Origin of the sequence: uncultured Dialister sp. (genome assembly GCA_900314595.1) — a bacterium.
Classification (GTDB): domain Bacteria; phylum Bacillota; class Negativicutes; order Veillonellales; family Dialisteraceae; genus Dialister.
Genome location: OMVW01000001.1, coordinates 25,529 through 51,650 on the forward strand (window position 1 = coordinate 25,529; position 26,122 = coordinate 51,650).

The following is a 26,122-nucleotide window of genomic DNA, read 5'->3' on the forward strand; positions in this document are numbered from 1 at the left end:
AGACAGCAAAATGGACATGGAAGACACTTCTAAACTGAAGATTTTTACAGGAACCGCAAACCCGGCTCTGGCAAAGGAAATTTCCGATTATATCGGCGTTCCTCTTGGCAAGTCCCTGTGCGGGCGTTTCAATAATGGCGAAATTCAGGTCATGATCAATGAAAGCGTTCGTGGTAAAGACTGCTTCATCATTCAGTCTACCGGCGCACCGGTCAATGATAACCTGATGGAAATGCTGATTATGGTAGATGCCCTGAAGAGAGCTTCTGCCCGTCATATTACTGTTGTAGTTCCTTACTACGGATATGCCCGTCAGGACCGTAAAACAAGAGGCCGTGAACCAATCAGCGCCAAACTGGTGGCTGACCTGATGTCCGCAGCCGGCGTAACCAGAGTAGTTACCATGGACCTTCATGCAGGCCAGATCCAGGGCTTCTTCAATGTCCCCGTAGATCATCTGATGAGCGCATCTCTTCTGGCTGATTATGTGAAATCCAAGAATCTGGATAACCTGATCATCGTTTCTCCGGACCTCGGCGGCGTGACAAGGGCCAGAGATCTGGCTGACCGTGTGGGTGCTCCGATTGCCATCATTGAAAAACGCCGTCCTGAACCGGGCGTTGCCAAGGTTATGAATATCATCGGTGATGTAAAAGACAGAAACTGCTTTATTGTCGATGATATTGTTGATACCGCGGGTTCTCTCTGCGAAGGCGCAAAAGCTCTCGCTGAATATGGCGCAAAAAATGTATATGCTGCCGTATGCCATCCGGTGCTGACTGATCCGGCTACTGAAAGAATCAAGGCTTCCAACCTGAAGGAACTGATTGTCACCAATTCCCTGCCGATTCCAAAGGAAAAGATGCATGACAAACTGACTGTTCTTTCCATTGCCCCGCTTCTTGGCGAAGCCATTCTCCGTATTTTCCACGATGCTTCCGTAAGCCAGCTTTTCGATAAATAATGAAAATCATTGCAGGCCTCGGAAATCCGGGAAAAGAATATGAACATACCCGCCACAATATGGGTTTTGATGTCATTGATGAACTGGCCCGGCGCTGGAATGTGACAAACTGGAAAAGTGCTATGAAAGCGGAAATCGCTCAGGTCATATACAATGGGGAAAAGGTGCTTCTTGTAAAACCCATGACCTATATGAATAACAGCGGTGAAGCAGTCGGTGCTATTTCCAAATACTACAAAGTCGGGCTCGATGATATTTATATCATCTGTGATGACCTCGATCTTCCTCCGGGCAAGACCAGAATCCGTAAGAAAGGCTCCGCCGGCGGCCATAACGGGATGAAATCTCTCATTGCTCATCTGGGCAGCGAAAATTTCAACCGTTTCCGTATCGGTGTGGGTCATCCGAAAGATGGCCATACGGTGGTGGACCATGTGCTTTCCCGTCCCTATGGGGAAGATATAGAAAAAATTGAAGAAGCAAAACTTCATACTGCGGACTCTGTCGAAGCAGCATTGAAGGATGGCGTGGACCATGCCATGAATGCGTTCAATCCGAAAAGAAAAGGATAAGAAAAGAGGCAGTTTCGAAGGAAACTGCCTCTTTTGCGGAAGAAGGGAGAAATCATGAAAGGAAAGCTCATTGTGCTCGAGGGCATTGACGGAAGCGGCAAAGAGACACAGGCTAAACTTCTGGAGCAGAAATTGAAAGGATCTGGGGAAAAAGTCATTCATGTTTCTTTCCCTGATTACAAAAGCCCTTCCTCATCTCTTGTCAAAATGTACCTGCATGGGGATTTCGGAAAGAATCCGGAGGATGTCAATCCCTATGCTGCTTCACTTTTCTATGCGGTAGACCGCTTTGCCTCTTTCCGCACAAAATGGAAGTCCTTTTATGAGGATGGGGGCATTGTCATCGCGGACCGGTACACCACCAGCAATATGGTGCACCAGATGACAAAGTATGAGAATAAAGAGAGCCGGAAACAATTTCTTTCCTGGTTGGAAAAAACGGAATATGGTGAGCTGGAATTGCCACGGCCGGACCTTGTGATTCTTCTTGATATTCCGTTGGAGATATCAGAACGACTCGTCCGTGAAAGAGCGGAAAAGGGCGGTTCTATGGATATTCATGAACAGCATCTGGATTACCTTCGCAAATGTCATGACGCCTATCAGGAACTTGTGAAAACGTTTCATTGGACCTCTATAGCCTGCGCTGAAAACGGAAAACTCCGGACCATTGAAGATATTGGCAGAGATATTGAAAAAAGAGTGGCTGAGGTTATCTTCTGATTACCGGTTATATGGATTTTGCAGAATCAGCTTGCGTTTGCATGCGTATTTGTTATAATGAAAAAAGAATTCAATCTCTTCAGGGCGGGGTGAAAGTCCCCACCGGTGGTTATAGCCCACGAGCCTTTATGGCAGGTCCGGTGTGATTCCGGAGCCGACGGTACAGTCCGGATGAAAGAAGAGTGGAAATGAATTGGAATCCACCTCCCTGAACGAAAGGAAGGTGGATTTTTTGCGTATCGATGATGACAGGAAATATATGGCCCGGGCACTGGAATTGGCTCTCCGTGGAATGGGTCATACCAGGCCAAATCCCCTGGTGGGTGCGGTCATTGTAAAAGATGACAGGATTATCGGTGAAGGATGGCATGAACAGTATGGCGGTCCTCATGCAGAAGTAAACGCATTTAAAAATTGCAGTGAAGACCCGGAGGGGGCTACCCTTTATGTGAGCCTGGAACCCTGTTCCCACTATGGCAAGACCCCGCCCTGTGCGGATCTTATTATCAGGAAAGGAATTGACCGGGTCGTGACGGCCATGGTTGATCCGAATCCCCTGGTGGCAGGTAAGGGAATACGTAAACTGAAAGATGCAGGAATATTTGTAACCCTGGGTATTATGGAAAAAGAAGCCAGAAAGCTGAATGAAGTATTTATAAAATATATTTCTCATCACAAGCCTTTTATTCTATACAAAGCGGCCATGTCTCTTGACGGGAAGACCGCCTGCCACACCGGTGATTCCAAATGGATTTCTTCTGAAGATTCCAGAGAGGAAGCCCACCTTTTAAGGGGCTGCTATAAGGGCATCATGGTGGGAGCGGGGACTGTGATATCTGATAATCCTATGCTGACTGCCAGATCGGAAGGAATGGAGGACCCGGTCCGCATCATTGTAGACGGGAAGCTTTCTGCTCCCCTTAAGGCAAAAGTATTTAATGAACCAGGACAGGCTATTGTGATTACCACCAGTCGATCCGATGAAGAGAAAAGAAAAGCTCTTACTGCATTGGGAGTAGATATCATCATGACTGATGGTGAAAAAGAAGGCCAGGTGGACTTGGAAGCCGCCATGACAGGCCTGGCATTGAAAGGGATAGACGGTATTCTTCTGGAAGGCGGTTCCACTCTTGCTGCTTCTGCTTTTGAAGCAGGGATTGTGGATAAAGTTCGGCTTTATGTGGCCCCCATGGTTATTGGGGGAGCGGGAGCTCCGGGACTTATCGGGGGTATCGGGGCATCAGTCATCAAAGATGCCGTAAAGCTCAGAGATATTTCCACAGAACGATCGGGGCCGGACCTTGTGGTGGAGGCTTATGTGGATCATGGAGAAACCGTCAAAGGGGAGCAGCAGATTGAAAATCCGGAACGAGAGTTTGAAATCAGACCGGATATGACAGCTGCTGCAGATAAGGAATCATAAAATGTTTACTGGAATTGTAGAAGAAACGGGTACCATTGCCGGGATCCGGAAAGAAAGTCACTCGGAAAGGCTGACTATCCGGTGTCATAAGGTGCTGGAAGGGACAAAAATTGGAGATAGTATCGCGGTAAACGGGACCTGTCTTACAGTAACGGCCTTGACAAAAGATACCTTTGATGCTGATACTACACCGGAAACCATGAGACGGACCGCGTTTTCTCTCTTCCGGCCCGGAAGTCCCGTCAATCTGGAAAGAGCGCTTCGACTGGGAGACCGTCTGGGCGGTCATATCATGCTGGGACATGTGGATGGAACGGGAAAGATTATTTCCATGGAAAAAGTGGAAAATTCTGTTATTATCACGATTTCCGTAGACCGGAAATGGATGAAGTACATCATCGAAAAAGGTTCCGTTGCAATAGATGGCATCAGTCTTACAGTGGCGGAAAGAAGTAAAGATTCATTTTCCATCGCCCTCATTCCTCATACCGGGCTTACAACAACATTATTAGTCAAAAAACCGGGGGACATAGTTAATATTGAGTGCGATTATCTTGGAAAATATGTAGAGCAGCTCATGAAACCGGCGGAAGCAGGCGGTCTTACCATGAGTATGCTTGAAACTTTGGGGCATGGAGAACACTATGGAGTATAAGTTTGACAGAATAGAAGAAATTATAGAAGAAATAAAAAAAGGACATGTGGTCATCATGCAGGATGCGGAATCTCGTGAAAATGAAGGGGATTATATCTGCGCCGCTGAGTTTGCCACTCCGCATAATGTTAATCTTATGGCATCAGAAGCAAAGGGAGTTATCTGCATGCCGATGGCTGAAGAAATTGTGAATTCCCTTCGCTTGAGGCCTATGATTAACCATAATACGGATAATCACCAAACCGCCTTTCTGGAATCTATTGATTACAAAGATTCCGGTACCGGTGTGTCGGCTGCAGCCCGTTCCATGACAGCTCTTGAGGCTATCAAAGATGGGGCCAGACCGGAGGATTTCAGGAAGCCGGGCCATCTTTTCCCATTAAAAGCAAGAAAATGGGGTGTTCTTGAGAGGCAGGGACATACAGAAGCTACAGTGGATCTTGCCCGCCTTGCAGGACTTAAACCGGCAGGCCTCTGCTGTGAAATTATGAATGATGACGGTACTATGGCCAGAAGAGAAGATCTTTTTAAACTGGCCAGAGAAAAAGGCATGAAAATCGGCAATATCCAGGAACTTATCGAATACAGGAAAAAACATGAAAAACTGGTAGAAAAGATAGCGACAGCAGAACTTCCTACGAAATATGGACATTTTAAGATTCACGGTTTTGTCAATCTGGTGAATGGAGAACATCATGTGGCCCTGACAATGGGAAATTTTACCGATGGGGCTCCGGTGCTCTGCCGCATTCATTCTGAATGCCTGACGGGCGACTGTTTCGGCTCCCTGCGCTGTGACTGTGGCCAGCAGCTTTCAGCAGCGCTGCGCCAAATTTCCAAAGAGGGCAGAGGAATCCTTGTTTATCTTCGCCAGGAAGGGCGGGGGATCGGGCTTATTAATAAAATCCGGGCCTATGCACTGCAGGATGAAGGCTATGATACTGTAGAGGCCAACTTGAAGCTTGGCTTTGCAGCTGACCTTCGGGAGTATATGACAGGTGCACAGATTCTTCACCTCCTGGGCGCCTGCAAAATTCGACTTCTTACCAATAATCCCCAGAAACTGGATGACGTGAAGGAATATGGAATTACTATCACGGAAAGGGTGCCCATCGAAGTGGCCCCGACAAAAGAAGATCAGTTTTATCTGAAAACAAAACAGGAAAAGATGGGCCATATGTTGAAACTTGATAAGGATGTAGAAGAACCGGAAGCTTGAATTTTCGATTCCCAAATGGAGAATGAATTTAGAAAGGAAGTATCTTTATGAATATTATTTCAGGAAATTTTAATGAAAGTGATATCAGGGTAGGAATCATTGCTTCTCGTTTTAATGAAGTTATCGTTTCTAAACTAATTGATGGAGCCGTGGATGGTCTGACCCGGCATGGTGTGGATATGAATAAAGTTGATCTGGCCTGGGTACCGGGGGCTTTCGAAATCCCTCTGGCTGCCAAGAAGATGGCGGAGAGCGGTCGATACGATGCAGTCATCTGCCTGGGGGCAGTTATTCGCGGAGAAACAGACCATTATGAACATGTAGCCACTGAAGTGACTAAAGGAGTGGCCATGGCTTCTCTTTCCAGTGGAATTCCGGTTCTTTACGGTGTACTTACAACGGATACCATTGAACAGGCCATCAATCGTGCCGGGCTTAAATCAGGCAATAAAGGATTTGAATGCGCCATGGATGCTCTGGAAATGGCCAGCCTTTTTAAAAGATTATCTAAATAAAATAAAGCCTGTCGCCAGTCGGCAGGCTTTATTTTATTATTTCTGACGTTGTTGCTTTAGAGAAAAGAATTTCCAAAGACTTCCTGAAAAATGATATAATAAAAAGACAACTTTAAAATTACAAATATTCACACAGGAGGTCAGTCGTGGAAACAGAACGGCTTGCTAAAAAATATTATACCCTGACCTACGGGTGCCAGATGAACGAATCAGATACGGAACGAATTAACGGGCAGCTGGAGGAATTGGGATATACAGCTGCGGATAGAATGGAGGATGCGGATATTATTATAATGAATACCTGCAGCGTCCGACAGAATGCAGAGGAAAAGGTTTATGGGAAAATCGGGGAAATTAAGAAGCTGAAAAATAAAAACCCCGATCTTCTTCTTGGGATTGCCGGCTGTATGGCTCAGGAAAATAAGGGAAAGTTGATTGAAAGGATGCCGGTTATTGATTTCGTTATCGGGCCTTATCATATTCATGATCTGAAAGATATTATATCCAGAGAAAACGCTCGCGGCAGCCATGTAGTAAAAACGGAAAGAAATCCGCATAGCGTAAATGATTACAGCGAGCTCAGAGCAGTAAGGAAATCAAAAATTTTTGCCTGGATTCCTATTATGCAGGGATGTAATAAGTTCTGCACCTATTGTATTGTCCCTTATGTACGTGGCCGCGAAATCAGCCGTACAATCGATGATATATGCTCAGAAATCAGGGGGCTTGCCAAAGAGGGATATAAAGAAATCACCCTTTTAGGACAGAATGTAAATTCTTACGGCCTTGATTTCCGAAATGGTACCAGTTTTGCAGATCTTATACGCGCTATCGACGAGATTGATGGTATTGAAAGGGTCCGTTACATGACATCCCATCCAAGAGACATGACTTTTGATATGGTGGATGCCATGGCCGCTTCTCCTAAAGTAGTCCGGCACATGCATCTTCCGGTTCAACACGGCTCTAATGAAATGCTGCGCCGAATGAACAGGGGATATACTATTGAACATTTTAAGGAACTCCTGTCTTATGTTCGCCGGAAAATGCCTGATATCGCAGTTACCACTGATCTTATTACCGGATTCCCCGGAGAAACCGAAGAAATGCATTGGGAAACGCTTGCACTTCTTAAGGAAGCCCGTTTTGATTCTGCCTATACTTTTATCTATTCTCCCCGCAGGGGTACTCCTGCGGCCCGCATGGAGGGGCAGATTGATGATGAAACCAAGCATCGGCGTCTTCAGGAGCTGATGGATACGGAGAATGTTATTTCCCTTGAACTTAATAAGGAAATGGAAGGGAAGATTTTTGAAATCATTGTAGAGGGCCCCTCCAGGCAGGATGAACATACCTGGTATGGACGAACTTCTTCTAATAAAATGATCTTATTCCCTTACAGGGAAGGCATTCAGGTAGGGGATACGCTCAATGCAAAGGTTAATGTGGGGCAAACCTGGATTTTGAAGGGTGAGCTTGTCTGAAACTGGTTTAAATATAAAGTTTAAATTCAGTGCAGGAACTACAGCAGAGGTGAGGACATGGCAAAGACGCCTTTAATGGAACAATATAAAAAGGTAAAAGATGAATATAGCGATTGTCTCCTCTTTTACCGGCTCGGCGATTTCTATGAGCTTTTTTATGATGATGCGGTCACTGCATCTCATGAACTGGAACTTACACTCACTGGTAAAAATGCCGGTCCCGAAGGACGGGTACCTATGTGCGGCGTACCATTCCGGGCGGCTGAAATTTATATTTACCGCCTGATCCAGCGTGGGTACAAGGTGGCTATTTGCGAGCAGCTGGAGGATCCCAAAAAGGCCAAAGGTCTTGTTAAAAGAGATGTCATCCGCGTTATTACGCCGGGCACCATTCTCTTCGAAAATTCTATTGCTGATAAATCAAATAATTACATTATATATATGATGGAGGCGGAGAAAGAAATCGCTGCGGTATTGGCTGATATTTCCACCGGAGAGTGCTGGTGGGGTGTCTGGGACCGCAAAAAAGAACAGGATGACTTCTTTGATATGCTTTCTGTATATTCTCCGGCGGAAGCAATATGCGACGTATCCGATGAACTGTACAGCAAGCTTACCAGTTTCTGTGCGGCCCGCCTTGGTGCATGTCTTCTTTCCCGTGCAGCCGGTGAGGAGGAAGGGGCGCTGCCTGCTCTTTGTGATGATATTGAAAATGAACATATTAAGCTCGTTTTCCGCCGCCTCTGCGGATATCTTAAAGACGTTATGAAGACGGATGTGGCGGCATTCCATTCGATTCTTCCAATTCGTGAAGATCATACGCTGACGCTGTCAGAAGAATGCCTTCGGAATTTGGAAATTACGAGAAATATGAGAGACGGCGGAAGAAAAGGAACGCTTCTGGAGCTTCTCGACTATACCCATACTGCCATGGGCGCAAGACTGCTACGACGCTGGCTGGAAAGGCCGCTCACCGATGTAAACCGCATTACTCTTCGTCAGGATGGTATTGAAGAACTGACTGGTCACGTGACTGAATTAACGAATCTGGAAGAAATACTTTCCCAGGTTTTTGATTTCGAGCGGATTCTTGGACGTATCGAAACGAACTCCACATCACCCAAGGATTTACTGGCATTAAAAGCAAGTCTTAAAATGATTCCCCGGATTAAAAATCTTCTGGCCGGTGCTGGTTCAGTCATCTTAAAGAAGTTAAATACCCAGCTGGGAATTCATGGACCTGTCTTTGATCTGCTGGATCGATCTATGAATGAAAATGGTACCGGAAATATCCGGGACGGGAAATATATTCGAGAAGGATTTTCTGCAGAGCTTGATGAAGTTCGTTCTCTTTCAGAAAACAGTCAGAAATATATAGCGGAACTGGAAGAAAAAGAGAAGGAAAAAACAGGCATCAAGCTTAAAATAGGGTTCAATAATGTATTTGGCTATTATTTTGAAATATCCAATGCCAACAAGATCCCGGTTCCTGCTTACTATATGAGGAAGCAGACTCTGGTCAACGCAGAAAGATATATTACTCCGGAACTGAAGGAATTTGAAGCAAAAGCTTTGACGGCTAAAGAAAAGACGGAGGAACTGGAACTTAAAATTTATCAGGCCGTAAAGGCGGAAATCCGTCCGGAGATCCCGGATATGCAGAAAACAGCCCGTGCTCTGGCACAGTTGGACTGCCTTGCAAGTCTTTCAAGAGCCGCTTTAAAGGACCGGTATACCAGGCCGCAAATTACAAATCCGAAAGAAGGCCGTATTTCCATTAAGGATGGCCGTCATCCAATGGTTGAACATGCGTTGAAGCATGAAATGTTTGTACCCAATGATACGGAACTCAATCATCGGGATCAGGAGATTCTGGTCATTACCGGACCAAACATGGCCGGTAAATCTACCTATATGCGTCAGGTGGCAGTACTTACTATTATGGCACAGGCGGGTTCCTTTATTCCCGCAAGAAGTGCAGTATTTGCACCGGTGGACAGAATTTTTACAAGGGTCGGAGCCAGTGATGATATTTCCACAGGACAGAGTACATTCATGGTAGAAATGCAGGAAGTTTCTTACATTCTTAGAAATGCAACCAGAAACAGTCTGATTCTCCTTGATGAAATTGGCCGTGGTACGAGTACCTATGATGGTATGAGTATCGCCCGGGCTGTAGTGGAATATATTGACCAGAAAATACACGGCTATACACTTTTTGCTACGCATTACCATGAACTATCGGATATGGCAGACAACAGCAGTCATATAAAAAATTATACAGTTACTGTAAAAGAACGGGGAAAAGATATAACTTTCCTTCGCCGGATTGTTCCCGGATGTGCCGATCGAAGCTATGGGATTCATGTGGCAAGACTTGCCGGCCTTCCGGAAGCGCTGCTGAAGCGGGCTGATGATATACTTCATGGTCTGGAAGAGGAAGACGCCCAAATGTCACCGGCACCTGTGCAAAAGCAGGACGGGCCGGCAGCATTGGATTTGTTTACATCACCAATTATTAATGAACTGGCGGATATGGATGTCATGAGCAAAACTCCGATTGAAGCTATGGAAATTTTATTCCGCCTTAGTAAGGCTGCCAAGGAGGGCAGATAATGGCACTGATTCACATACTTGATGAAGTGACGGCAAATCAGATTGCGGCAGGAGAAGTCGTAGAACGTCCGGTGAATGCGGTAAAAGAGCTGGTGGAAAATGCAGTTGATGCCGATGCTCATGAAATCGAAGTGGAAATTGCCGACGGAGGAATGACTTATATCCGTGTCACTGATAATGGATGCGGCATGACTGAAGAAGATGCCAGGCTTTCTGTCGTACGTCATGCTACAAGCAAGATATCCACTGTTGATAATATTTACCATATTGCGTCTCTGGGATTCCGTGGTGAGGCACTCCCCAGCATCATGTCTGTTTCCCGGTCTGCTATAACGACAAGAAGGCCGGAAGATGTGGAAGGTACAGTCCTTGAGATGGAAGGCGGGGATCTGAAAGAAGTCAGACCTTGCGGGGCACCGGCAGGGACTACTGTGGAAGTACGGGATCTTTTCTATAATGTGCCGGCGAGAAAAAAGTTTTTGAAATCTGAACGCACTGAATCTTCCCGCATCAATATTATGGTTGGAAAGCTGGCTCTTGCTAATCCTGATATATCCTTCCGCCTGATCAATAATGGTCGTACGGTTATTGAAACTCCTGGCAACGGGCGTCTTATGGATGCGGTTTCAGCACTTTATGGTACTAAAACAGCCGGAGAAATGCTTCCTGTGAAGGATGATAGCGAAATTATTTCCCTGGAAGGTATGATTTCCAAACCTTCTCTTCTAAAGAGCAGCCGCCAGTATCAGACCATAATTATTAACCGAAGAGTAGTGGAGAGTGCGGTAGTTACTAAAGCGGTAGATAATGCCTACCATTCTCTTCTTCCTAAAAATGGCTATCCTCTAATGGTTCTCGCTTTTCAGGTACCGCCGGAGAGCATTGATGTCAATGTACATCCACAGAAACGGGAAATCAAATTTTCTGATGAACAAACCCTTTTCCGCATGGTATATCATGCGATCCTTGGCACCCTGACTTCCCAGTCTTCCGCGGATACTATTGCAAGAGAAATGATTCGTGACCCCGGACATGAAGTTGTTCATGGCGGTAACTTCAAACCTTCGGATATCCGCGTGGAGGATAAACCTGCCGGTAAACCGGATATAGGTCTCAATAATAAGCCGGACGTTCCTTCCTGGGGGGAGCCGCAAACAGGATATAACTACCGGCAAAGCAGACCGCCAGTCCCTGCGTGGGACAAAGCCCGTTCAGGTGAATCTTCTTTTACACCGGAAATCAGTAGAAAAGAAATTTTTTCAAATCATTCCTTCTTTAAAAATGATGCTTCCTCTGAACAGGCTGCTGAAACACCTGCACCGGAAGTGGTGCCGCTTTTTGAGGTGAAAGAAGAATCGGCGCCGGTCATTCCGCTGGGGCAGGTTTCAGATTGCTTTATTCTCTGCCAGCATGGCAAGGATCTCCTTATTATTGACCAGCATGCAGCCCATGAACGGGTGCGCTATGATCGATTTGCTTCCAGAGCGGAGGGAATTCCGGTTCAGGAAATCCTTGTGCCTTATCTCATTCATGTAGACATGGAGGATATTCCACTATTAGATGAACATAAAAAAGAGATAGAGCGGCTGGGGATTACTTTTGAACAGGCAGGTCCTGATGTAATCCGTATCACCGGGGCACCGGAAGATTTGTCAGAATCAGAAATGGAAAGAGTCGTTTTGGAATTAAGAAAAGCCTTTCATGATAAAGATATGCCATCTCCTGAAACGCTCCGCCATCGTATGATGGCCTACGCTGCCTGCCGGGGTGCCATAAAAAGGGGCGATCCTCTCAATATCCGTCAGATGAAGGAACTTATTGTGGATCTTTTCCATACGACCCGTCCTTTCGTCTGCCCTCATGGACGACCAACCATTGTGAAGTTTACGCCCGATGAATTGGGAAGGCTTTTCAAGCGTCCATGAATACGGGAATTACCACAATTCGCAAATGCAGGCCTTTCATAAAAGAAGAAGCTTTGCAAAGGGCACAGGCACTTGGCCTTCCTTATTTTGTGAGAGAAAACATGCTTTCTGAAATGGCTGAAAAGTATGGAATGGAAGGATTTCTGGTTTATGGAAAAAAGCTTCCCTATTATTGGTCTGGAGGGGAAGAATACCGCTTTCATCTTGGCACTTCCGTGCTTCGGGTGGAACAGATGAAAAGGGGAAATCAGGACCGTCTCTGCAGTCTGCTTCCGGAGGGGTCTCTGACCGTTCTTGATGCTACTTTTGGCCATGGTGGGGATTCCATGACTATGGGATGGTATCTGGGTGAAAAAGGACATTTGACGGCTCTTGAAAAAAGTACACCTCTTTATGAGATAGGGAGGGCTGCCATTTCAGACTTTGCGGATCCGAAGGAAAAAGAACTTGCCTCAGCGCTTCGCAGAATTACTCTTTTGCATGAAGATTTCCGGGAATTTCTCAGGAGAGCGGAACCGAAAAGTTTTGATGTCATTTATTTTGATACCATGTTTCGCGCACCGGTCAAAAGGGAAACTAACCATATGGAAGGGTTTCGACGTGCCGCCTGTTATGACCGGTTGAATGACGAAATCATCAGAATGGCTTTGCATATTGCAAGAAAAAGAATTATAGTAAAAGAAAGACCTTTTTCCCTTTTATTTTCTTCCGGAATTTTCAGCTCCATTCATACCCGTAAGGGACAGACCACAGCTTATGGAGTGATTGATCTATGAAAAAAGATAAACTGATAACCATACTGGGGCCAACTGCATCAGGAAAGACTGAACTTGCTGTCTATCTTGCCAGTGAACTGGGATCATCCGTCATTTCCGGAGATGCTTTCCAGATTTATAAACATATGGATATCGGTACTGCCAAGGTGACAAAAGAGGAAGCCAGAGGAATCCGCCATTACCTGGTAGATGAACTGGAGCCGTATGAACCTTATTCCGCAGCGGACTTTCAGGAAAAAGCGGCAAAAATTATTCATGAAGAGAATGAATCAGGCAGAATTCCCATTGTCTGTGGTGGGACGGGCCTTTATATCCAGGGGCTTCTTGAAGGATATTCTTTCCTGCCAAAGGGGAACGGGAGAGACCGGTGGGAAAGTTTACTGGAAAACGAAGGAAAAGAAGCATTGATCACTGCTCTTCGTAATTACGGAGAAACGGATATTCCTCCGGATCCACAGCGTATGATGCGCAAGCTGGAACTTCTTGATGCCGGAGAAGGGCAAAAAGAAGCAGAAAAGTCAAAATCCCTCATATATGACGGACCTGTTTTAGGAATTGCTATGGACAGGAGCGTTTTATATGATAAAATAAATAAACGAGTCCATCTCATGATAGAAGCAGGACTCTTAGAGGAGGTCAGGACACTTCTGGCTTCCGGAATTTCTGAATCGGCTCAGGCATTTAAGGGAATCGGATATAAAGAAATGATTCCCGTAGCCAAAGGGGAGCAGACCCTGGAGGAAGGGGAAGCACTGATTCAGAAAAATACCCGGCACTTTGCCAAAAGACAATTAACCTGGTATAGACGAATGCCATATATTCACTGGGTGGAACAGGGCCCATCAGCGAAAGACATATGGTACAGGGAAATAAAGGCCTATGTCATTTCATATTTCAGAGGAGAAGACAAAGATGGAAGGTAAAATGAATCTGCAGGACACGTTTTTAAATGAAGCGCGAAAGGAAAATGTTCCGGTTGCGATTTTTCTGATGAACGGTGTCCAGCTTAAAGGAAAGGTAAAATCTTTCGATAGCTTTACGGTTCTCCTGGTCAGCGACAATCGTTCCCAGCTCATTTACAAACATGCTATTTCAACAATTCAAAGGATCTGATTAATTTAAAATGAATAAAAAACTTGAACAGGTACAGAAAGAGGCGCTCGCTCTTTGTGCGCCTGTTTTTCATGAAATGGAAGAAATTTCACTCTTCAATACGCAAAAAGTTCTGGAAGCTTTCAGAAAGCATCATCTTTCGGCTTATCATTTCGCCGCATCCAATGGTTATGGTTATGGGGATCCGGGAAGAGAAATGCTGGAAGATATCTGGTGTGATGTATTTCATGCTGAAGCGGCTCTTGTAAGGCCTCATTTCGTTTCCGGTACTCATGCACTGGCTACGGTTCTTCTTGCGCTCCTCCAGCCAGGGGATACCATGGTTTCTGCTGTGGGTGCACCTTATGACACGATGGAAAGCGTTATCGGTATTACAGGAAATGCACCGGGAAACATGAAATCAAAGGGCGTTCATTATAAAGAAGTCCAGCTAAAAGGAAATACTTACGATCTGGAAGGCATTGCAGCAGCAGTAGATGAACATACAAAGCTGGTGGAAATCCAGCGTTCCCGGGGCTATATGCTTCGTGATTCTCTTTTCCCTGCAGATATCAGGAAGATTATTGAAACTGTCAAAGCAAAAAATCCGGATACCATCTGCTTTGTGGATAACTGTTACGGTGAATTTACCAATAAAGAGGAACCGATTGAACTTGGGGCTGATATTACAGCCGGTTCTTTAATTAAAAATGCAGGCGGTGGTCTTGCACCAACGGGTGCGTATATCTGCGGTCGAAAAGACCTGGTGGAACTCTGCTCCTATGTATGGACGGCCCCCGGGCTTGGCGCAGAAATGGGCTCTTATGCTGCATCTTACCGGCCTTTCTTTCAGGGTCTTTTCCTTGCGCCTCATATGACAAGGCAGGCTATGATGAGTGCTGAATTCTGTTCCGCTGTTTTCAGCCTGCTTGGTTTCAGGACATCTCCGGAACCCGGTCATCTCCGTACAGATCTCATTACGACAGTTACTCTCGATTCTGAAGACAATATGTGCCGATTTGCCGAAGCGATTCAAAACTGGTCGCCTGTGGATTCTGACGCTACTCCTGTACCGGGGCCAATGCCCGGTTACGTGGATCCGATTATCATGGCAGCCGGTACTTTTGTACAGGGTTCTACTATTGAAATGTCTGCCGATGGTCCTGTTCGTCCGCCTTATGTCATGTATTTCCAGGGAGGGCTTACGTTTGAACACGCACAGCTTGCGATTATGGGGGCGGCAGAAAAAGTTCTTGAAGCTCAGGGTAAGCTTTAATTATTTGCAAACCAGATCTCTGACAAGTAAAATAAGAATACTTAACAATTTTAATCACTTGTGCTATAATAATTTCCGTTATGGGGCTATAGCTCAGTTGGTTAGAGCGCTTCGCTCACATCGAAGAGGTCTCCGGTTCGAACCCAGATAGTCCCACCAACCACCCGCCTTTATGGCGGGTTTTTCATTTATTCTTCCGCATGAGAAGAATAGAGAATGGTTTTATTCCGTTAATTTTTCACTTGAATTTAAAATAACTATCCTTTATAATATTTATTACATGGCCGGTTAGTCAAACGGTTAAGACGCTGCGTTCTCAGCGCAGAGAGTATGGGTTCGAATCCCATACCGGTCACCATGAAAAGGGGCACAGAAAGTGCTCCTTTTATATTTTGGAGGCTTCTATGACTGGTGACGGAAAACTGACGGAAAAAGAAATTCATCAGACCATATGGGCAACGGCAGTGGGCGCGGCCTTTATTGGCGGCGGAGCTACGCTGGTTTTCCCGTTCCTTCCACTTTATCTTCTTGAACTGGGGGCAACTCCGGATAATGCGGCTTTATGGAATTCTGTTATAGTTTCCGGCATGTTTATCGTTGGAGCGCTTATTATGCCGGTATGGGGCGCTTTGGCGGACCGCCTTGGCATGAAGAAAATGATTCTCCGTTCTGCTCTCTGTCTCTCGATTTCTTATTTTCTCTCCTATTTTGCACAGAGTCCGCTGCATTTATTGCTGGCTCGTCTTTTTCAGGGATTTTCTTTTGGCTTTAATCCTGTGAGTCAGGCACTTCTTGCTGAAATTTCAGGAATCCATGCCGGTTCTGCCATTGGGACCCTGGTCGGAGGACGGGCGGCCGGCACCATGCTGGGACCATTTCTTGGGGGAATTCTTGGTTCTCTTGTGGGCCTCCGCCTGCCATTCCTGATAGCAGGTATTGGCGATTTAGGAGCGTTTCTTCTTGTTCTCGTTCTTGTGAAAGAACCGGATGTAAAAAGAAACAAAAAGAATAAAGAAGGAATCATTACTTCTTTTCATAAGCTTTCAGGTAACGATAAATTTCTCACATTGATTGGACTGATTATCATCAATCAATGTGCCATGCTGATTATTAATCCCCTTATTTCTCTGCATGTCATAGAATTGACAGGAACTTCCGAACATGCAGCCTTTATCTCCGGAATGATCTGCGGGGCTTCTGGTATAGCCGGGGTTCTGGGAGGGCCTTTCTGGGGGAAGCGCGGAGAAAAATGGGGATTCAAAAAGGTTATGGTTCTTTCTTTTGCAGGAGCCGGTTTATTTTCACTGATGCAGTATCTTGCGCCCTCTGTCTTATTCTTTGGGATAACACAGTTTGGCTTCGGGTTCTTTACGATTGGAGGCGTGACATCCATCACCGGAGCTGTTTCTAAAGTGGTTCATCCGGAAGAGGCGGGAAGCGCTTACGGTATTAATGCAGCGGCCATGAATATTGGGAACTGTCTTGGACCTCTCCTTGGAGGTATGATTGCTTCTCAAACAGGGAGCCTGGGACTTGTTTTTGTTTCTTCAGCTTTCCTGCAGCTGGCTGCGTCAGTTTATATTTATATAAAAGTAAAAGAGCTGTAACTGGTGAAACGGTCAGCTCTTTTTAAATGAATATATACTGAATTAAGAACATATAGCAGGCAGTACCGAAGAACATGGATAGAAGCATCTGCCGTCTCCAGACATGAATAACTGAGGTTACCAGAAGGGAAATGATTTCAGGAAGTCCGCAGTTTCCGGTAGTAAATGAAACATTACGAAGGCAGAAGACCACAAGCAAGGCGAAAACGGCTGTAGGGAGTGCTTTCCCAAGATACTGTATATAGGCTGGCAGCTCTTCTGCTTTCTGAAAGATAAGGAATGGAAGGAAGCGGGTCAATATGGTACCGAAAGCACAGATGGCAATCAGGGCCGCCTGCTGCCATAAAGGCATAGTATTCATAAAAATCCACCTGCCTTTTCTATGGGCTTACGGAAAATCGTAAAAATGAAAAGCATAATAATCATGGCTGGGATGGTAAATGAATCGGCTCCAAAGAAATACAGGCAGGCTTCTGAACTAAAAAGACCTATGATTGCCGTATAATGTTTTGTTTCCTTGAGCAGCTGTTCCAGGAATATGACGAGAAACATGGCTGTCATGACGAATCCCGGCCCTTCTGTGTTAAAGTGGATGCAGGAACCCATCAGTCCTCCTGTGCAGACACCGGAAACCCTGTACAGGTAATCGAGCATGGATACCCGGAGCGTGAATCGGCTTTTATCTATCTGGTAAAGGATGGAAGCAGAATAGCTGAGCGCAAAGGTTTCATCGCACATCCGGTAAATTTGAGGAAACGCATCCCCTGGCAGAAGTGGTGTGTTATAATTTTATTAAATTAAAAACAGGAGGTATATATGAAACAGCATAGGAACCTGATGATTGCTGCTTTTATCATTCTTCTGGCAATTGCTTTGGCGTCAGGTACGTCAGACTCATGGAGAAGCAGCACTGTCAGTGATAAAGGGAAGGGTTATGTGGCAGTTATCCGCATTGATGGTCCTATTTATGGCGGGCCTGATACGGAATCTCTCTTTACCGGCGGGGGTAATGTGACCAGTGAGCAATTGATGAGAGAGTTTAAAATGGCCAGAAAAGATCCGCAGGCAAAAGCTATTCTTGTACGTATCAACAGTCCCGGCGGTTCCACCGGAGCCACCCAGGAAATTTCAGAAGAAATGGATAAAATCAGGAGCAGCGGGAAGCCCATCATCATTTCCATGGGTGATATGTGTGCTTCAGCCGGTTACTGGCTGGCCAGCAAGGGGAATTATATATTTGCTGCACCTGCCACTATTACAGGAAGTATCGGAGTCTATATGGACTATAGCAATATTGAAGGACTCATGGACAAATTGGGCATTAAAAATGAAAAAATAAAAAGTGGTGCTCATAAAGATATCCTTTCCATGTACCGGCCAATGACAGGAGAAGAAAGAGCCATGGTCCAATCTATGGTAGATGATATTTATAACCAGTTTGTCCAGACTGTAGCAGATGGCCGTAAAATGGATGAGGCAAAAGTACGCGCTATTGCTGACGGACGTATCCTTACGGGAAAGCAGGCTCAGGATCTGGGCCTCGTTGATGCCATGGGCAATTACTATGATGCATTGAGTTATGCGGCCTCCAGCGGCGGCATAGAAGGAGAAAACATAGCTGTAAAATCCTATGGCGGAAGCGTTACCCTCAAAGGATTGCTTTCCGGTGAAGCAAAAGGAGCTGCCGACTTCTTTGCAGCGAGGCTGGTGGAGTCTTTTTCAAAAGCACTGGCTCAGTCAGAAATACCTATAGTGAAGTAAGGAGGGCGTTATGAATCAGTTACTGGATTTGGCTTATGATATGGTGACAAAGCCTTCGCGGGCCCTCTCGGTTATTGTTAATGGGGAAAAATTGAAAGAGGCTATCCTGCTCTGGCTTTTTGTGGTATTTGTAATTTCTCTTTCCATTTTTCAGCAGGGACCGGGGCTTCTTCTTCAATTTCTTGCTATTCTGTTTTTCATGGGGACGGCTCTTCTTCTTCACAGCGCTGTGACCGATTATGTTTCCGGCCTCCTTGGTGGTATGGGCACAGCCCGGGGAATTACAGCCGGTTTCATGGCCGCATCGCTTCCTTTATCATTGTCTGTAATTTTAACTTTTTTTGAGGGTTTTGGAATAACGATCCTTAGCGGGATTGGAGGATTTGTTCTTTTTCTCTGGTCTTTCTATCTGGATGTGATTGCTATCAGTGAGAATTACAATTTCAATAAGGGAAAGGCCTTTTTCATCGCCCTTGCCCCGTATGTTCTGACGGTTATTTTCCTGATTCTTTTGGCAGCATTGGGGGTGGCATCTGCGGTGGCAGGCATTTCGGGAATCGATGATCTCCAGGGTATTGAATCCATGATAGGAAAGATGTAAAATGAAATAGACAAAGGCGTCAGATGTTTATCTGGCGTTCTTTTCTTTTTTATGGCGGAAATATAGATTTTATTCATGGTGGTCTGGTTATTTTGCGGTAAAAGGATGGTAATTTAAAATTTTTTACACATATGGTATAATGAACCATATGTATGAGCTGATTTGACAGCAAAACCATTGATCTAATACTTTTATCGAATATAAACTTGGAATATAGACAGATTTATAAGGAGGAATACCATATGTGCGGTATTGTTGGTTACGTAGGAAACGGAAATGCTTCTGATTTTCTGATTGACGGTCTCCGCCGGCTGGAATACAGGGGCTATGATTCCGCAGGTATCGCGGTATATGATAACGGACAAATCCGGATTGAAAAGAAACAGGGCCGTCTGGTGAACCTGGAAAATGTGCTGAAAGCCCATCCTCTTTTCGGTCATATCGGCATTGGCCATACCCGCTGGGCTACTCATGGCAAGCCTTCAGATATGAATGCTCATCCCCATGGAGACTGCCACAACCATTTCGTTATTGTCCATAATGGGATTATTGAAAATTACATGACCCTGAGAAAAGACCTCATGGCTAAAGGTCATGTATTCAAATCGGAAACAGATACGGAAATCGTGGCTCATGTGCTGGAAGAAGTGGATGATGGAGATTTCCTCTCTACCGTTCGCAAAATGCTGACTATTATCGAAGGCTCTTACAGCCTGGTTATTCTCGATGCTGCTCATCCGGATACCATCATCTGCACCAAGAAGAATAATCCCCTCATTATCGGCCTTGGAAAAGGGGAAAATTTCATTGCCTCCGATATTCCGGCTGTTATTAATCACACAAGAGATATTTACATTCTTCAGGATGAAGAACTGGCTGTTGTAAAAAAAGACGGCGTCCAGCTGCTTGATCAAGATGGAAATCCGATTCACAAGGAAATCCAGAAAGTCACCTGGTCTGCGGCAGCAGCAGAAAAAGGCGGCTACCCCCATTTCATGCTGAAAGAAATTTTTGAGCAGCCAAAAGCCGTTCATGATACAGTGGCCATCCATCTGAATAAAGATGGTTCTGTCAATTTTGATGATCTGGGCTGGACAAAAGACTGCTTTGAAGGGATTACCAATATTCTCATTACCGCCTGCGGCACCGCATACCACGCAGGACTGGTGGCAAAACACTATATCGAACGGTTTGTGGAGATTCCTGTTTCTGTTGAAATTGCATCCGAATACCGTTACAGCAAGCCGCTGACTTCAGAACATACCCTCTGCATCGTAGTGAGCCAGTCCGGTGAAACCATTGATACATTAGAAGCACTGAAAGAAGCTAAACGACATGGCGCAAGAAGTCTGGCCATAACAAACTCCATCGGCTCCTCCATTGCCAGGGAAGCAGATCATGTAGTATACACACTGGCAGGTCCGGAAATCGCCGTAGCATCTACCAAGGCTTATACCACCCAGCTTGTTGCCCTGCTGCTTCTTGCCCTTTACATGAGCCAGCTGAAAGAGAGTATTTCTCCGGAACTGATTCATAAAATTACAGAAGGTCTCAAAGATCTCCCGAAGCAGATTGAAAAGGTGCTGGCTGAGAAAGACCATATGTCAAATGTGGCAGACCGACTGATTAAAGCTCATGATATTTTCTATCTCGGCCGTTCTATCGATTATGCAATTGCCATGGAAGGAGCGCTGAAGCTGAAAGAAGTTTCCTATATCCATGCAGAATCCTATGCAGCCGGCGAACTGAAACATGGCACACTGGCCCTCATTACACCGGAAACGCCGGTCATTGCCGTGGCTACCCAGGATAACGTAAGCTCCAAGATGTACAGCAATATCCAGGAAGTCAAAGCCAGAGGGGCGGAAGTCCTTGGAATCGGTTACGACGATGATGAAGAAATCGGGAAATATACGACTGAAACCGTCCGTATCCCCAAAGTGGACCCATTCATTGCGCCTATCCTTTCGGTCATCCCCATGCAGCTTCTCGCCTACTATACCAGCATCAAGAGAGGCAACGATGTGGATAAACCGAGGAACCTGGCAAAATCTGTGACTGTGGAATAAACCCATCTGATTAGGTTTAAAGGCAGGACTTGATGCATAGACAAAGTCCTGCTTTTGCTGATTATTGGCCTGAAACATTGCCAAAACAGGTTTTAAAGAATAGAATATAAGAAACAGATTTATTTCATATCCGGCAGTAAATTCTGGGATATTTTATTATTACGAAATGATATAATGAACGGATATGCTACGTTACAGGATTAGGAGTTGTTTATATGAAAAAAATTATTTTAACCGGTGACCGTCCTACCGGGCACCTTCATCTGGGCCATTATGTAGGTTCTCTTCGTGAAAGAGTAGAACTCCAGAATTCTGGAACTTTTGATGAAATTTATATAGAAATCGCTGATGCCCAGGCATTGACCGACAATGCAGACAATCCTGAAAAAGTCAGAAAAAATGTGCTTCAGGTAGCACTTGATTATCTCTCTGTTGGAATTGATCCATCCAAGGCCTGTATTTTCATTCAGTCTGCTATTCCTGCCATTGCAGAACTGACCGTTTATTATCTGAACCTGGTTACTGTTGCAAGACTCGAACGGAATCCTACGGTTAAAGCGGAAATTCAGCAGAAACATTTTGAAGCCAGTATTCCGGCAGGCTTTATGTGCTATCCTGTCAGCCAGGCAGCTGATATTACCGCCTTTATGGCAACTACCGTGCCGGTAGGGGAAGACCAGGAACCCATGCTGGAACAGACAAGAGAAATTGTCCGTAAATTTAATGATATTTATGGTGAAACACTGGTTGAACCATCTATTTACCTGACTACTAATAAGGCAGGTCTTCGGCTGCCGGGAATCGATGGCAAGGCAAAGATGAGTAAATCTCTGGGAAATGGCATCTATCTCTGCGATACACCGGAAGATGTAGAAAAGAAGATTATGTCCATGTATACGGACCCAACTCATTTAAGGAGGGATGATCCCGGTCATCTTGAAGGGAATACAGTATTTACTTATCTGGATGCTTTCTGCAAGCCGGAGTACTTCCCTGAATTTCTTCCGGAATACCAGAATTTGGATGAACTGAAAGCTCATTATACAAAAGGTGGTCTTGGTGACGTTAAAGTAAAACGGTTCCTGAATAAAGTTATGCAGGCGGAACTGGAGCCGATTCGTGCCCATCGTCATGAATGGGACAAACACCTCGATGATGTAATGGATATCCTCAAAGCGGGGACAGATAAAGCCAATGCAAAGGCCAATGAAACGCTGCACAGCGTAAAGAAAGCCATGCGTATTAACTACTTCGAAGATGGCAATCTTCTGAAATAATTCAATCATACGAAAAGCCATGAAGAATATTTCCTTCATGGCTTTTATCATGCTTTATTTCCGGATACTTCCAGGACCTATTTCTTTTCTGAAAGATTGAGAGAGCGGACCTGCTTTCTAAGAGGCAGCACGGAGTAGGGGGCTGCAGAGAATTCATCGACTCCCATGCGCAGGAAGGCTTCCGTCATGGAAAGGTCAGAGCCCAGTTCGCCGCAGATGCCGACCCAGATGCCTTCTTTATGGGCATTTTCCACGGACATGCGGATAAGCTTCATCACTGCCGGATGATAGGGATTAAAAAATTCAGAAAGTACGCGGCTGGTTCTGTCTACGACCAGAGTATACTGGGAAAGATCATTGGTGCCGATGGAGAAGAAATCCACCTCTTGCGCCAGTTTGTCACTAATGAGGGCAGCTGCCGGAGTTTCAATCATAATGCCCACTTCCATGTGATGATCATAGGCGATCCCTTTTTTATCAAGTTCCATTTTCACTTCATTGAGGATTTCCTTCGCCTTCCATACTTCCCAGACTGAGGTGATGAGGGGGAACATGATGGCCGCTCTGCCATAGGCGCTGGCGCGGAGAATGGAACGAAGCTGGGTTTTGAATATATCCGGCTGCTTCAGGCAGATGCGGATGGCTCGAAGCCCCAGGGCCGGGTTTTCTTCTTTTGGCAGGTGAAAAGCGGATGCCTCTTTGTCAGCACCGATATCGAGAGTTCGGATGATGACCCGTTTGCCTGCCATGGTTTCCAGGGCAAGTTTGTAAATATTGAACTGCTCTTCCTCAGTCGGAAGGGAATCCCGTCCCATATAGATGAACTCACTCCTGAAAAGGCCAATGCCTTCTGCATCGTTCTTTAGAACCGCAGCCAGATCAGAGGCAGAAGAAACATTAGCGGCAATTTCCACCTTTTTGCCATCCTCTGTCACGCTCGGCAGACCTTTAAGCTGTTGAAGGAGCTCTTTCAGCCGTATGCTCTGGTCCTGCTTTTCTTTCATTACGGAAAGAATCCCTTCTGTTGGTTCCAGATAGACAGTACCGGAGAAACCGTCAATCACGGCAATTTTTCCATCAAAGGAATCTTCGATATCTTTTCCGGTGGCAACGATGGCAGGAACTCCCAGAGCTCTTGCCAGGATTGCGGTATGGGAAGCAGGAGTGCCTTCTTTTGTTATAAAGCCAAGAATTTTACCGGTCTCCATCTGGATGGTTTCATTCGGCGTCAGGTCATCCGCATAGAGTATACAGGGCTCTTCACCGGAAAAAAGTGCCTTTTTCTGGCGGAGTGTGCGTAAGAGAATGCGAGCGATTTCCTGAATATCGGAAATGTGGGATGCCATGTAAGCATCAGGATCAGTGCCATAGACTTCGGAGAAATTCTTTTCTGCCTGAGCTACAGCAGCTTCCGCATTAATGCTCTGATTCCTGATCATAGCCCGAACGGAATCAATAAATTCGGAGGAGGTCAGCATCTGCTGGTAAATTTTGAATATGGCTGCATTGTCAAGGCCTACCCGCGAAATGGCTTCCTGATAGAATTCTTTCATTCTTGCGGCTGCTGCATTTCTGGCGGAGTCGAGACGGGCAACTTCAGTTTCCGGACGCTCTACTTTTTCCTCTTTAACTTCAAATCCTTTCCTTCTGAAAATGCGGAGCGGTCCGATCGTGACCATTCCGGTAATACTTTTACCTGTAATTTCTTCCATGTATGTCAATTCCTTTCTTTTTCAAGGTAAACCGATCAGGATTCGGGGAAACGGTCAGTTTTCAATGCCTTTCCTTCCCATAATTCCTTTATCGTAATAGTGCCTGATCTTTTTCATTTCTGTGATGAGGTCAGCGGCATCAAGAACTGCTTCCGGCGCATTGCGGCCGGTAAAGACAAGCTCCACGTTTTCTTTTCTGGCGGAAAGTATCCGCTTTGTATCCTCATTGGTGGCCAGCTCATACCAGCATGCCATGTTATATTCATCAAGAATGACCACATCATAAGGCCCTGAGACTGCCCTGACTGCATCTTCTACACCTTTCAGTACCATATTTCTATAATCTTTCGGTGGGTGTCCGGCAGGATAGACCACCAGCTGATCACCCCATGCTTTGATTTCTTCTTTTGTCAGCATACCCTCTTTGGCAATAAAATAGGGTTTCCCCAGAGTGATGAGTGTAATGCCGGGAAGTTTCTGAAGGACTTGCTGCTCAGAATAGGCAAGGGACTTCATAAATTGAATTATGCATACCTTTTTTCCTGCACCGATGGCGCGGATGGCAAGACCGATAGCTGCTGTGGTTTTACCTTTTCCATCACCTGTATAAACTTCAATAAATCCTTTCATTTCAATCTCCTGTATTCATGAAATTGCACGTAATCATTCTATTGAATTATGAGTTAATTATATTAAACCAATCAATAATTATAGCTCATTTATATAGCTGCCCTTATATTATACAATATCTGGAAATATAGAGAAAGGGATAGATGGTTTACTATAAAATGCAAATTCGTCCGGATTTAGCATAGCAGAAAGTCGTAAAATTCCTGTTAAGAAAAAAGCCCTGAATATTTTTATTCAGGACTTTTTTAAAGGCAGCGGTTATTGAAGAAGCGATGCTTTTTATACATTTTCCTGATGACGCAGCCGGCTATCAAGAGGAAAAGGAGTACCAGAAAACGTATACCGTGTTCCGAAAAGTAAATCAGATCGTGGCCCAGCCATACTTCCACCACTACCGAAGGAATTTTACCAATCAGCGTAGCTTTCAGGTGTTCTCTGCCAGTGAGTTTAGTGAGGACCGCAAGGGCAGTAAACAGGATATTGGGTGAATAGGGAATAGCCCTGGCCATAGCCATATGCTCTACGCAGCTGTACTTGTCAAGTTTCGTAAGCATATGCTTCTTTTCAATCAGCCTGCGGGCTTCTTTCCGGAAAAAAATACGGCCGATATGAAAGCTGATTTCAATCCCAATGACTTCACCCGCCCAGGAAATAAGGATACCTGGCAGCAGTCCGAAAAGAGCACCGTTTACCGTGAGAAAAGGAATGGTGGGAATGCCAAAAACATTGCAGAAAATGAGGAGCCCGATGCTTACCAGAAAAGCACCATATCCAAAGGAAGAGATATAGTCTCCCAGACCATCCACGTCTCCGGCCATGGTCAGATGTATAATCTGATGGTAAAATTCCGGATAAAAAGTACGGACGGCATAAAAGGATATGATGGCAGCAATAACAAGGATCAGGAACCCTATGACCTTCTTATATTTGTCAATCATATTTTTTGTCCTTTTGGCCACGCAAAAGAGGCCGTAACGGTTATATGCAGGGAAAAACCTGCGGGAAAATCTTGCACGGAAATAATCGTCATCAGCAAAGTAAATGTCTGTCAGCAACATGTAAAAATCACGAAAATTCACTTTTTCCAACATATTATAATACAAAAAGTATAGTATTGCCAACATACATAGTACACTATTCAGGAGAAAATCATTAGATTCTGTCGATTATTTCTGCAATTCATTTCCATCTCTGCCGTTTAATTTTAAACAGCTCTATCCTCTCC

General features: G+C 45.2%; 24 protein-coding genes, 2 tRNA genes and 1 riboswitch. Of the genes, 21 read left to right on the forward strand and 5 right to left on the reverse strand.

Going from position 1 to position 26,122, the window contains the following annotated elements; genetic code table 11:
- The first annotated feature begins 10 nt into the window (after positions 1-10).
- The 17 genes from QZN42_RS00130 (at position 11) to QZN42_RS00210 (ending at position 16,847) form a co-directional block, all read left to right on the forward strand.
- On the forward strand, positions 11-964 hold the full coding sequence (locus tag QZN42_RS00130) for a ribose-phosphate pyrophosphokinase (protein ID WP_296953462.1): 954 nt from the start codon (positions 11-13) through the stop codon (positions 962-964).
- Positions 964-1,536, forward strand: coding sequence for an aminoacyl-tRNA hydrolase (gene pth, locus QZN42_RS00135; RefSeq protein WP_296953464.1), 573 nt, complete (start codon positions 964-966; stop codon positions 1,534-1,536). Before QZN42_RS00130 ends, pth begins: the two co-directional genes overlap by 1 nt.
- Positions 1,537-1,590: 54 nt before the next feature.
- Positions 1,591-2,259, forward strand: a complete 669-nt coding sequence (locus QZN42_RS00140; protein WP_296953466.1) for a thymidylate kinase — start codon at positions 1,591-1,593, stop codon at positions 2,257-2,259.
- A 71-nt stretch (positions 2,260-2,330) separates the two neighbouring features.
- Positions 2,331-2,446, forward strand: a riboswitch (FMN riboswitch).
- A 45-nt stretch (positions 2,447-2,491) separates the two neighbouring features.
- Positions 2,492-3,682 carry a bifunctional diaminohydroxyphosphoribosylaminopyrimidine deaminase/5-amino-6-(5-phosphoribosylamino)uracil reductase RibD gene (gene ribD / locus QZN42_RS00145; RefSeq protein ID WP_296953468.1) on the forward strand — a complete coding sequence of 397 codons (1,191 nt, stop codon included), beginning with the start codon at positions 2,492-2,494 and terminating at the stop codon, positions 3,680-3,682.
- Between the two features lies 1 nt (position 3,683).
- A complete protein-coding gene (locus tag QZN42_RS00150; RefSeq protein WP_296953470.1) occupies positions 3,684-4,337 on the forward strand; it encodes a riboflavin synthase in 654 nt (217 codons plus the stop codon).
- Entirely contained in the window at positions 4,327-5,556 is a 1,230-nt protein-coding gene (gene ribA, locus QZN42_RS00155) for a GTP cyclohydrolase II (protein WP_296953472.1), read from the forward strand. Before QZN42_RS00150 ends, ribA begins: the two co-directional genes overlap by 11 nt.
- 47 nt (positions 5,557-5,603) lie before the next feature.
- Positions 5,604-6,071, forward strand: a complete 468-nt coding sequence (ribE, locus tag QZN42_RS00160) for a 6,7-dimethyl-8-ribityllumazine synthase (protein WP_296953474.1) — start codon at positions 5,604-5,606, stop codon at positions 6,069-6,071.
- Positions 6,072-6,217: 146 nt separating this feature from the next.
- Entirely contained in the window at positions 6,218-7,555 is a 1,338-nt protein-coding gene (miaB, locus tag QZN42_RS00165; RefSeq protein ID WP_296953477.1) for a tRNA (N6-isopentenyl adenosine(37)-C2)-methylthiotransferase MiaB, read from the forward strand.
- 57 nt (positions 7,556-7,612) lie between these two features.
- Positions 7,613-10,171 (forward strand): DNA mismatch repair protein MutS, encoded by a 2,559-nt coding sequence (mutS, locus tag QZN42_RS00170; protein WP_296953479.1) that lies wholly within the window; start codon positions 7,613-7,615, stop codon positions 10,169-10,171.
- The gene (gene mutL, locus QZN42_RS00175) at positions 10,171-12,096 is read left to right on the forward strand and encodes a DNA mismatch repair endonuclease MutL (RefSeq protein WP_296953481.1); all 1,926 of its coding nucleotides are present in this window, start codon (positions 10,171-10,173) and stop codon (positions 12,094-12,096) included. The genes mutS and mutL overlap by 1 nt, the downstream gene beginning before the upstream one ends.
- Complete coding sequence (locus tag QZN42_RS00180; protein ID WP_296953483.1) at positions 12,093-12,872, forward strand: class I SAM-dependent methyltransferase; 780 nt, start codon at positions 12,093-12,095, stop codon at positions 12,870-12,872. The genes mutL and QZN42_RS00180 overlap by 4 nt, the downstream gene beginning before the upstream one ends.
- Positions 12,869-13,795, forward strand: a complete 927-nt coding sequence (miaA, locus tag QZN42_RS00185; RefSeq protein WP_296953485.1) for a tRNA (adenosine(37)-N6)-dimethylallyltransferase MiaA — start codon at positions 12,869-12,871, stop codon at positions 13,793-13,795. The genes QZN42_RS00180 and miaA overlap by 4 nt, the downstream gene beginning before the upstream one ends.
- Positions 13,785-13,985 carry an RNA chaperone Hfq gene (gene hfq, locus QZN42_RS00190; protein WP_296953486.1) on the forward strand — a complete coding sequence of 67 codons (201 nt, stop codon included), beginning with the start codon at positions 13,785-13,787 and terminating at the stop codon, positions 13,983-13,985. Before miaA ends, hfq begins: the two co-directional genes overlap by 11 nt.
- Positions 13,986-13,995: 10 nt before the next feature.
- Positions 13,996-15,240, forward strand: coding sequence for a methionine gamma-lyase family protein (locus tag QZN42_RS00195; protein ID WP_296953488.1), 1,245 nt, complete (start codon positions 13,996-13,998; stop codon positions 15,238-15,240).
- Positions 15,241-15,322: 82 nt separating this feature from the next.
- Positions 15,323-15,399, forward strand: a tRNA-Val gene (locus QZN42_RS00200).
- A 123-nt stretch (positions 15,400-15,522) separates the two neighbouring features.
- A tRNA-Glu gene (locus QZN42_RS00205) sits at positions 15,523-15,598 on the forward strand.
- Positions 15,599-15,644: 46 nt separating this feature from the next.
- Positions 15,645-16,847, forward strand: coding sequence for an MFS transporter (locus QZN42_RS00210; RefSeq protein WP_296953490.1), 1,203 nt, complete (start codon positions 15,645-15,647; stop codon positions 16,845-16,847).
- A 22-nt stretch (positions 16,848-16,869) separates the two neighbouring features.
- Here QZN42_RS00210 and QZN42_RS00215 read toward each other — a convergent pair whose 3' ends face one another.
- Positions 16,870-17,208, reverse strand: coding sequence for a branched-chain amino acid transporter permease (locus QZN42_RS00215; RefSeq protein WP_296953492.1), 339 nt, complete (start codon positions 17,206-17,208; stop codon positions 16,870-16,872).
- On the reverse strand, positions 17,205-17,453 hold the full coding sequence (locus QZN42_RS00220) for a hypothetical protein (RefSeq protein ID WP_296953494.1): 249 nt from the start codon (positions 17,451-17,453) through the stop codon (positions 17,205-17,207). The genes QZN42_RS00215 and QZN42_RS00220 overlap by 4 nt, the downstream gene beginning before the upstream one ends.
- Positions 17,454-17,663: 210 nt before the next feature.
- On the opposite strand from QZN42_RS00220, the gene sppA reads away from it, so the two are divergent.
- The 4 genes from sppA (at position 17,664) to trpS (ending at position 22,555) form a co-directional block, all read left to right on the forward strand.
- Complete coding sequence (gene sppA, locus QZN42_RS00225) at positions 17,664-18,608, forward strand: signal peptide peptidase SppA (RefSeq protein ID WP_296953495.1); 945 nt, start codon at positions 17,664-17,666, stop codon at positions 18,606-18,608.
- A gap of 10 nt (positions 18,609-18,618) precedes the next feature.
- Positions 18,619-19,209: a YIP1 family protein gene (locus QZN42_RS00230; protein WP_296953497.1), complete on the forward strand. Its 591-nt coding sequence runs from the start codon at positions 18,619-18,621 to the stop codon at positions 19,207-19,209.
- 242 nt (positions 19,210-19,451) lie between these two features.
- A complete protein-coding gene (glmS, locus tag QZN42_RS00235; RefSeq protein WP_296953500.1) occupies positions 19,452-21,278 on the forward strand; it encodes a glutamine--fructose-6-phosphate transaminase (isomerizing) in 1,827 nt (608 codons plus the stop codon).
- Between the two features lie 215 nt (positions 21,279-21,493).
- Positions 21,494-22,555 (forward strand): tryptophan--tRNA ligase, encoded by a 1,062-nt coding sequence (trpS, locus tag QZN42_RS00240; RefSeq protein ID WP_296953502.1) that lies wholly within the window; start codon positions 21,494-21,496, stop codon positions 22,553-22,555.
- A gap of 77 nt (positions 22,556-22,632) precedes the next feature.
- Here the strand turns inward: trpS and ptsP are convergent, their stop codons facing one another.
- The 3 genes from ptsP to QZN42_RS00255 all read right to left on the reverse strand — a co-directional run bounded on the left by ptsP (position 22,633) and on the right by QZN42_RS00255 (position 25,835).
- A complete protein-coding gene (gene ptsP / locus QZN42_RS00245; protein ID WP_296953504.1) occupies positions 22,633-24,267 on the reverse strand; it encodes a phosphoenolpyruvate--protein phosphotransferase in 1,635 nt (544 codons plus the stop codon).
- A gap of 54 nt (positions 24,268-24,321) precedes the next feature.
- The gene (locus QZN42_RS00250; protein ID WP_296953506.1) at positions 24,322-24,897 is read right to left on the reverse strand and encodes a cob(I)yrinic acid a,c-diamide adenosyltransferase; all 576 of its coding nucleotides are present in this window, start codon (positions 24,895-24,897) and stop codon (positions 24,322-24,324) included.
- A 245-nt stretch (positions 24,898-25,142) separates the two neighbouring features.
- Positions 25,143-25,835, reverse strand: a complete 693-nt coding sequence (locus QZN42_RS00255) for a TVP38/TMEM64 family protein (protein ID WP_296953508.1) — start codon at positions 25,833-25,835, stop codon at positions 25,143-25,145.
- Positions 25,836-26,122 lie beyond the last annotated feature (287 nt).

Bases quoted from the DNA above. Each gene is read 5' to 3' on its own strand.
- hfq (WP_296953486.1), top strand. From the start codon at position 13,785: ATGGAAGGTAAAATGAATCTGCAGGACACGTTTTTAAATGAAGCGCGA.
- QZN42_RS00150 (WP_296953470.1), top strand. From the start codon at position 3,684: ATGTTTACTGGAATTGTAGAAGAAACGGGTACCATTGCCGGGATCCGG.
- QZN42_RS00180 (WP_296953483.1), top strand. From the start codon at position 12,093: ATGAATACGGGAATTACCACAATTCGCAAATGCAGGCCTTTCATAAAA.
- glmS (WP_296953500.1), top strand. From the start codon at position 19,452: ATGTGCGGTATTGTTGGTTACGTAGGAAACGGAAATGCTTCTGATTTT.
- ribA (WP_296953472.1), top strand. From the start codon at position 4,327: ATGGAGTATAAGTTTGACAGAATAGAAGAAATTATAGAAGAAATAAAA.
- QZN42_RS00130 (WP_296953462.1), top strand. From the start codon at position 11: ATGGACATGGAAGACACTTCTAAACTGAAGATTTTTACAGGAACCGCA.
- QZN42_RS00140 (WP_296953466.1), top strand. From the start codon at position 1,591: ATGAAAGGAAAGCTCATTGTGCTCGAGGGCATTGACGGAAGCGGCAAA.
- QZN42_RS00220 (WP_296953494.1), bottom strand. From the start codon at position 17,453: ATGGGTTCCTGCATCCACTTTAACACAGAAGGGCCGGGATTCGTCATG.
- ptsP (WP_296953504.1), bottom strand. From the start codon at position 24,267: ATGGAAGAAATTACAGGTAAAAGTATTACCGGAATGGTCACGATCGGA.
- sppA (WP_296953495.1), top strand. From the start codon at position 17,664: ATGAAACAGCATAGGAACCTGATGATTGCTGCTTTTATCATTCTTCTG.
- mutL (WP_296953481.1), top strand. From the start codon at position 10,171: ATGGCACTGATTCACATACTTGATGAAGTGACGGCAAATCAGATTGCG.
- miaA (WP_296953485.1), top strand. From the start codon at position 12,869: ATGAAAAAAGATAAACTGATAACCATACTGGGGCCAACTGCATCAGGA.
- mutS (WP_296953479.1), top strand. From the start codon at position 7,613: ATGGCAAAGACGCCTTTAATGGAACAATATAAAAAGGTAAAAGATGAA.
- QZN42_RS00250 (WP_296953506.1), bottom strand. From the start codon at position 24,897: ATGAAAGGATTTATTGAAGTTTATACAGGTGATGGAAAAGGTAAAACC.
- pth (WP_296953464.1), top strand. From the start codon at position 964: ATGAAAATCATTGCAGGCCTCGGAAATCCGGGAAAAGAATATGAACAT.
- QZN42_RS00195 (WP_296953488.1), top strand. From the start codon at position 13,996: ATGAATAAAAAACTTGAACAGGTACAGAAAGAGGCGCTCGCTCTTTGT.
- trpS (WP_296953502.1), top strand. From the start codon at position 21,494: ATGAAAAAAATTATTTTAACCGGTGACCGTCCTACCGGGCACCTTCAT.
- ribE (WP_296953474.1), top strand. From the start codon at position 5,604: ATGAATATTATTTCAGGAAATTTTAATGAAAGTGATATCAGGGTAGGA.
- QZN42_RS00215 (WP_296953492.1), bottom strand. From the start codon at position 17,208: ATGAATACTATGCCTTTATGGCAGCAGGCGGCCCTGATTGCCATCTGT.
- QZN42_RS00230 (WP_296953497.1), top strand. From the start codon at position 18,619: ATGAATCAGTTACTGGATTTGGCTTATGATATGGTGACAAAGCCTTCG.
- QZN42_RS00255 (WP_296953508.1), bottom strand. From the start codon at position 25,835: ATGATTGACAAATATAAGAAGGTCATAGGGTTCCTGATCCTTGTTATT.
- QZN42_RS00210 (WP_296953490.1), top strand. From the start codon at position 15,645: ATGACTGGTGACGGAAAACTGACGGAAAAAGAAATTCATCAGACCATA.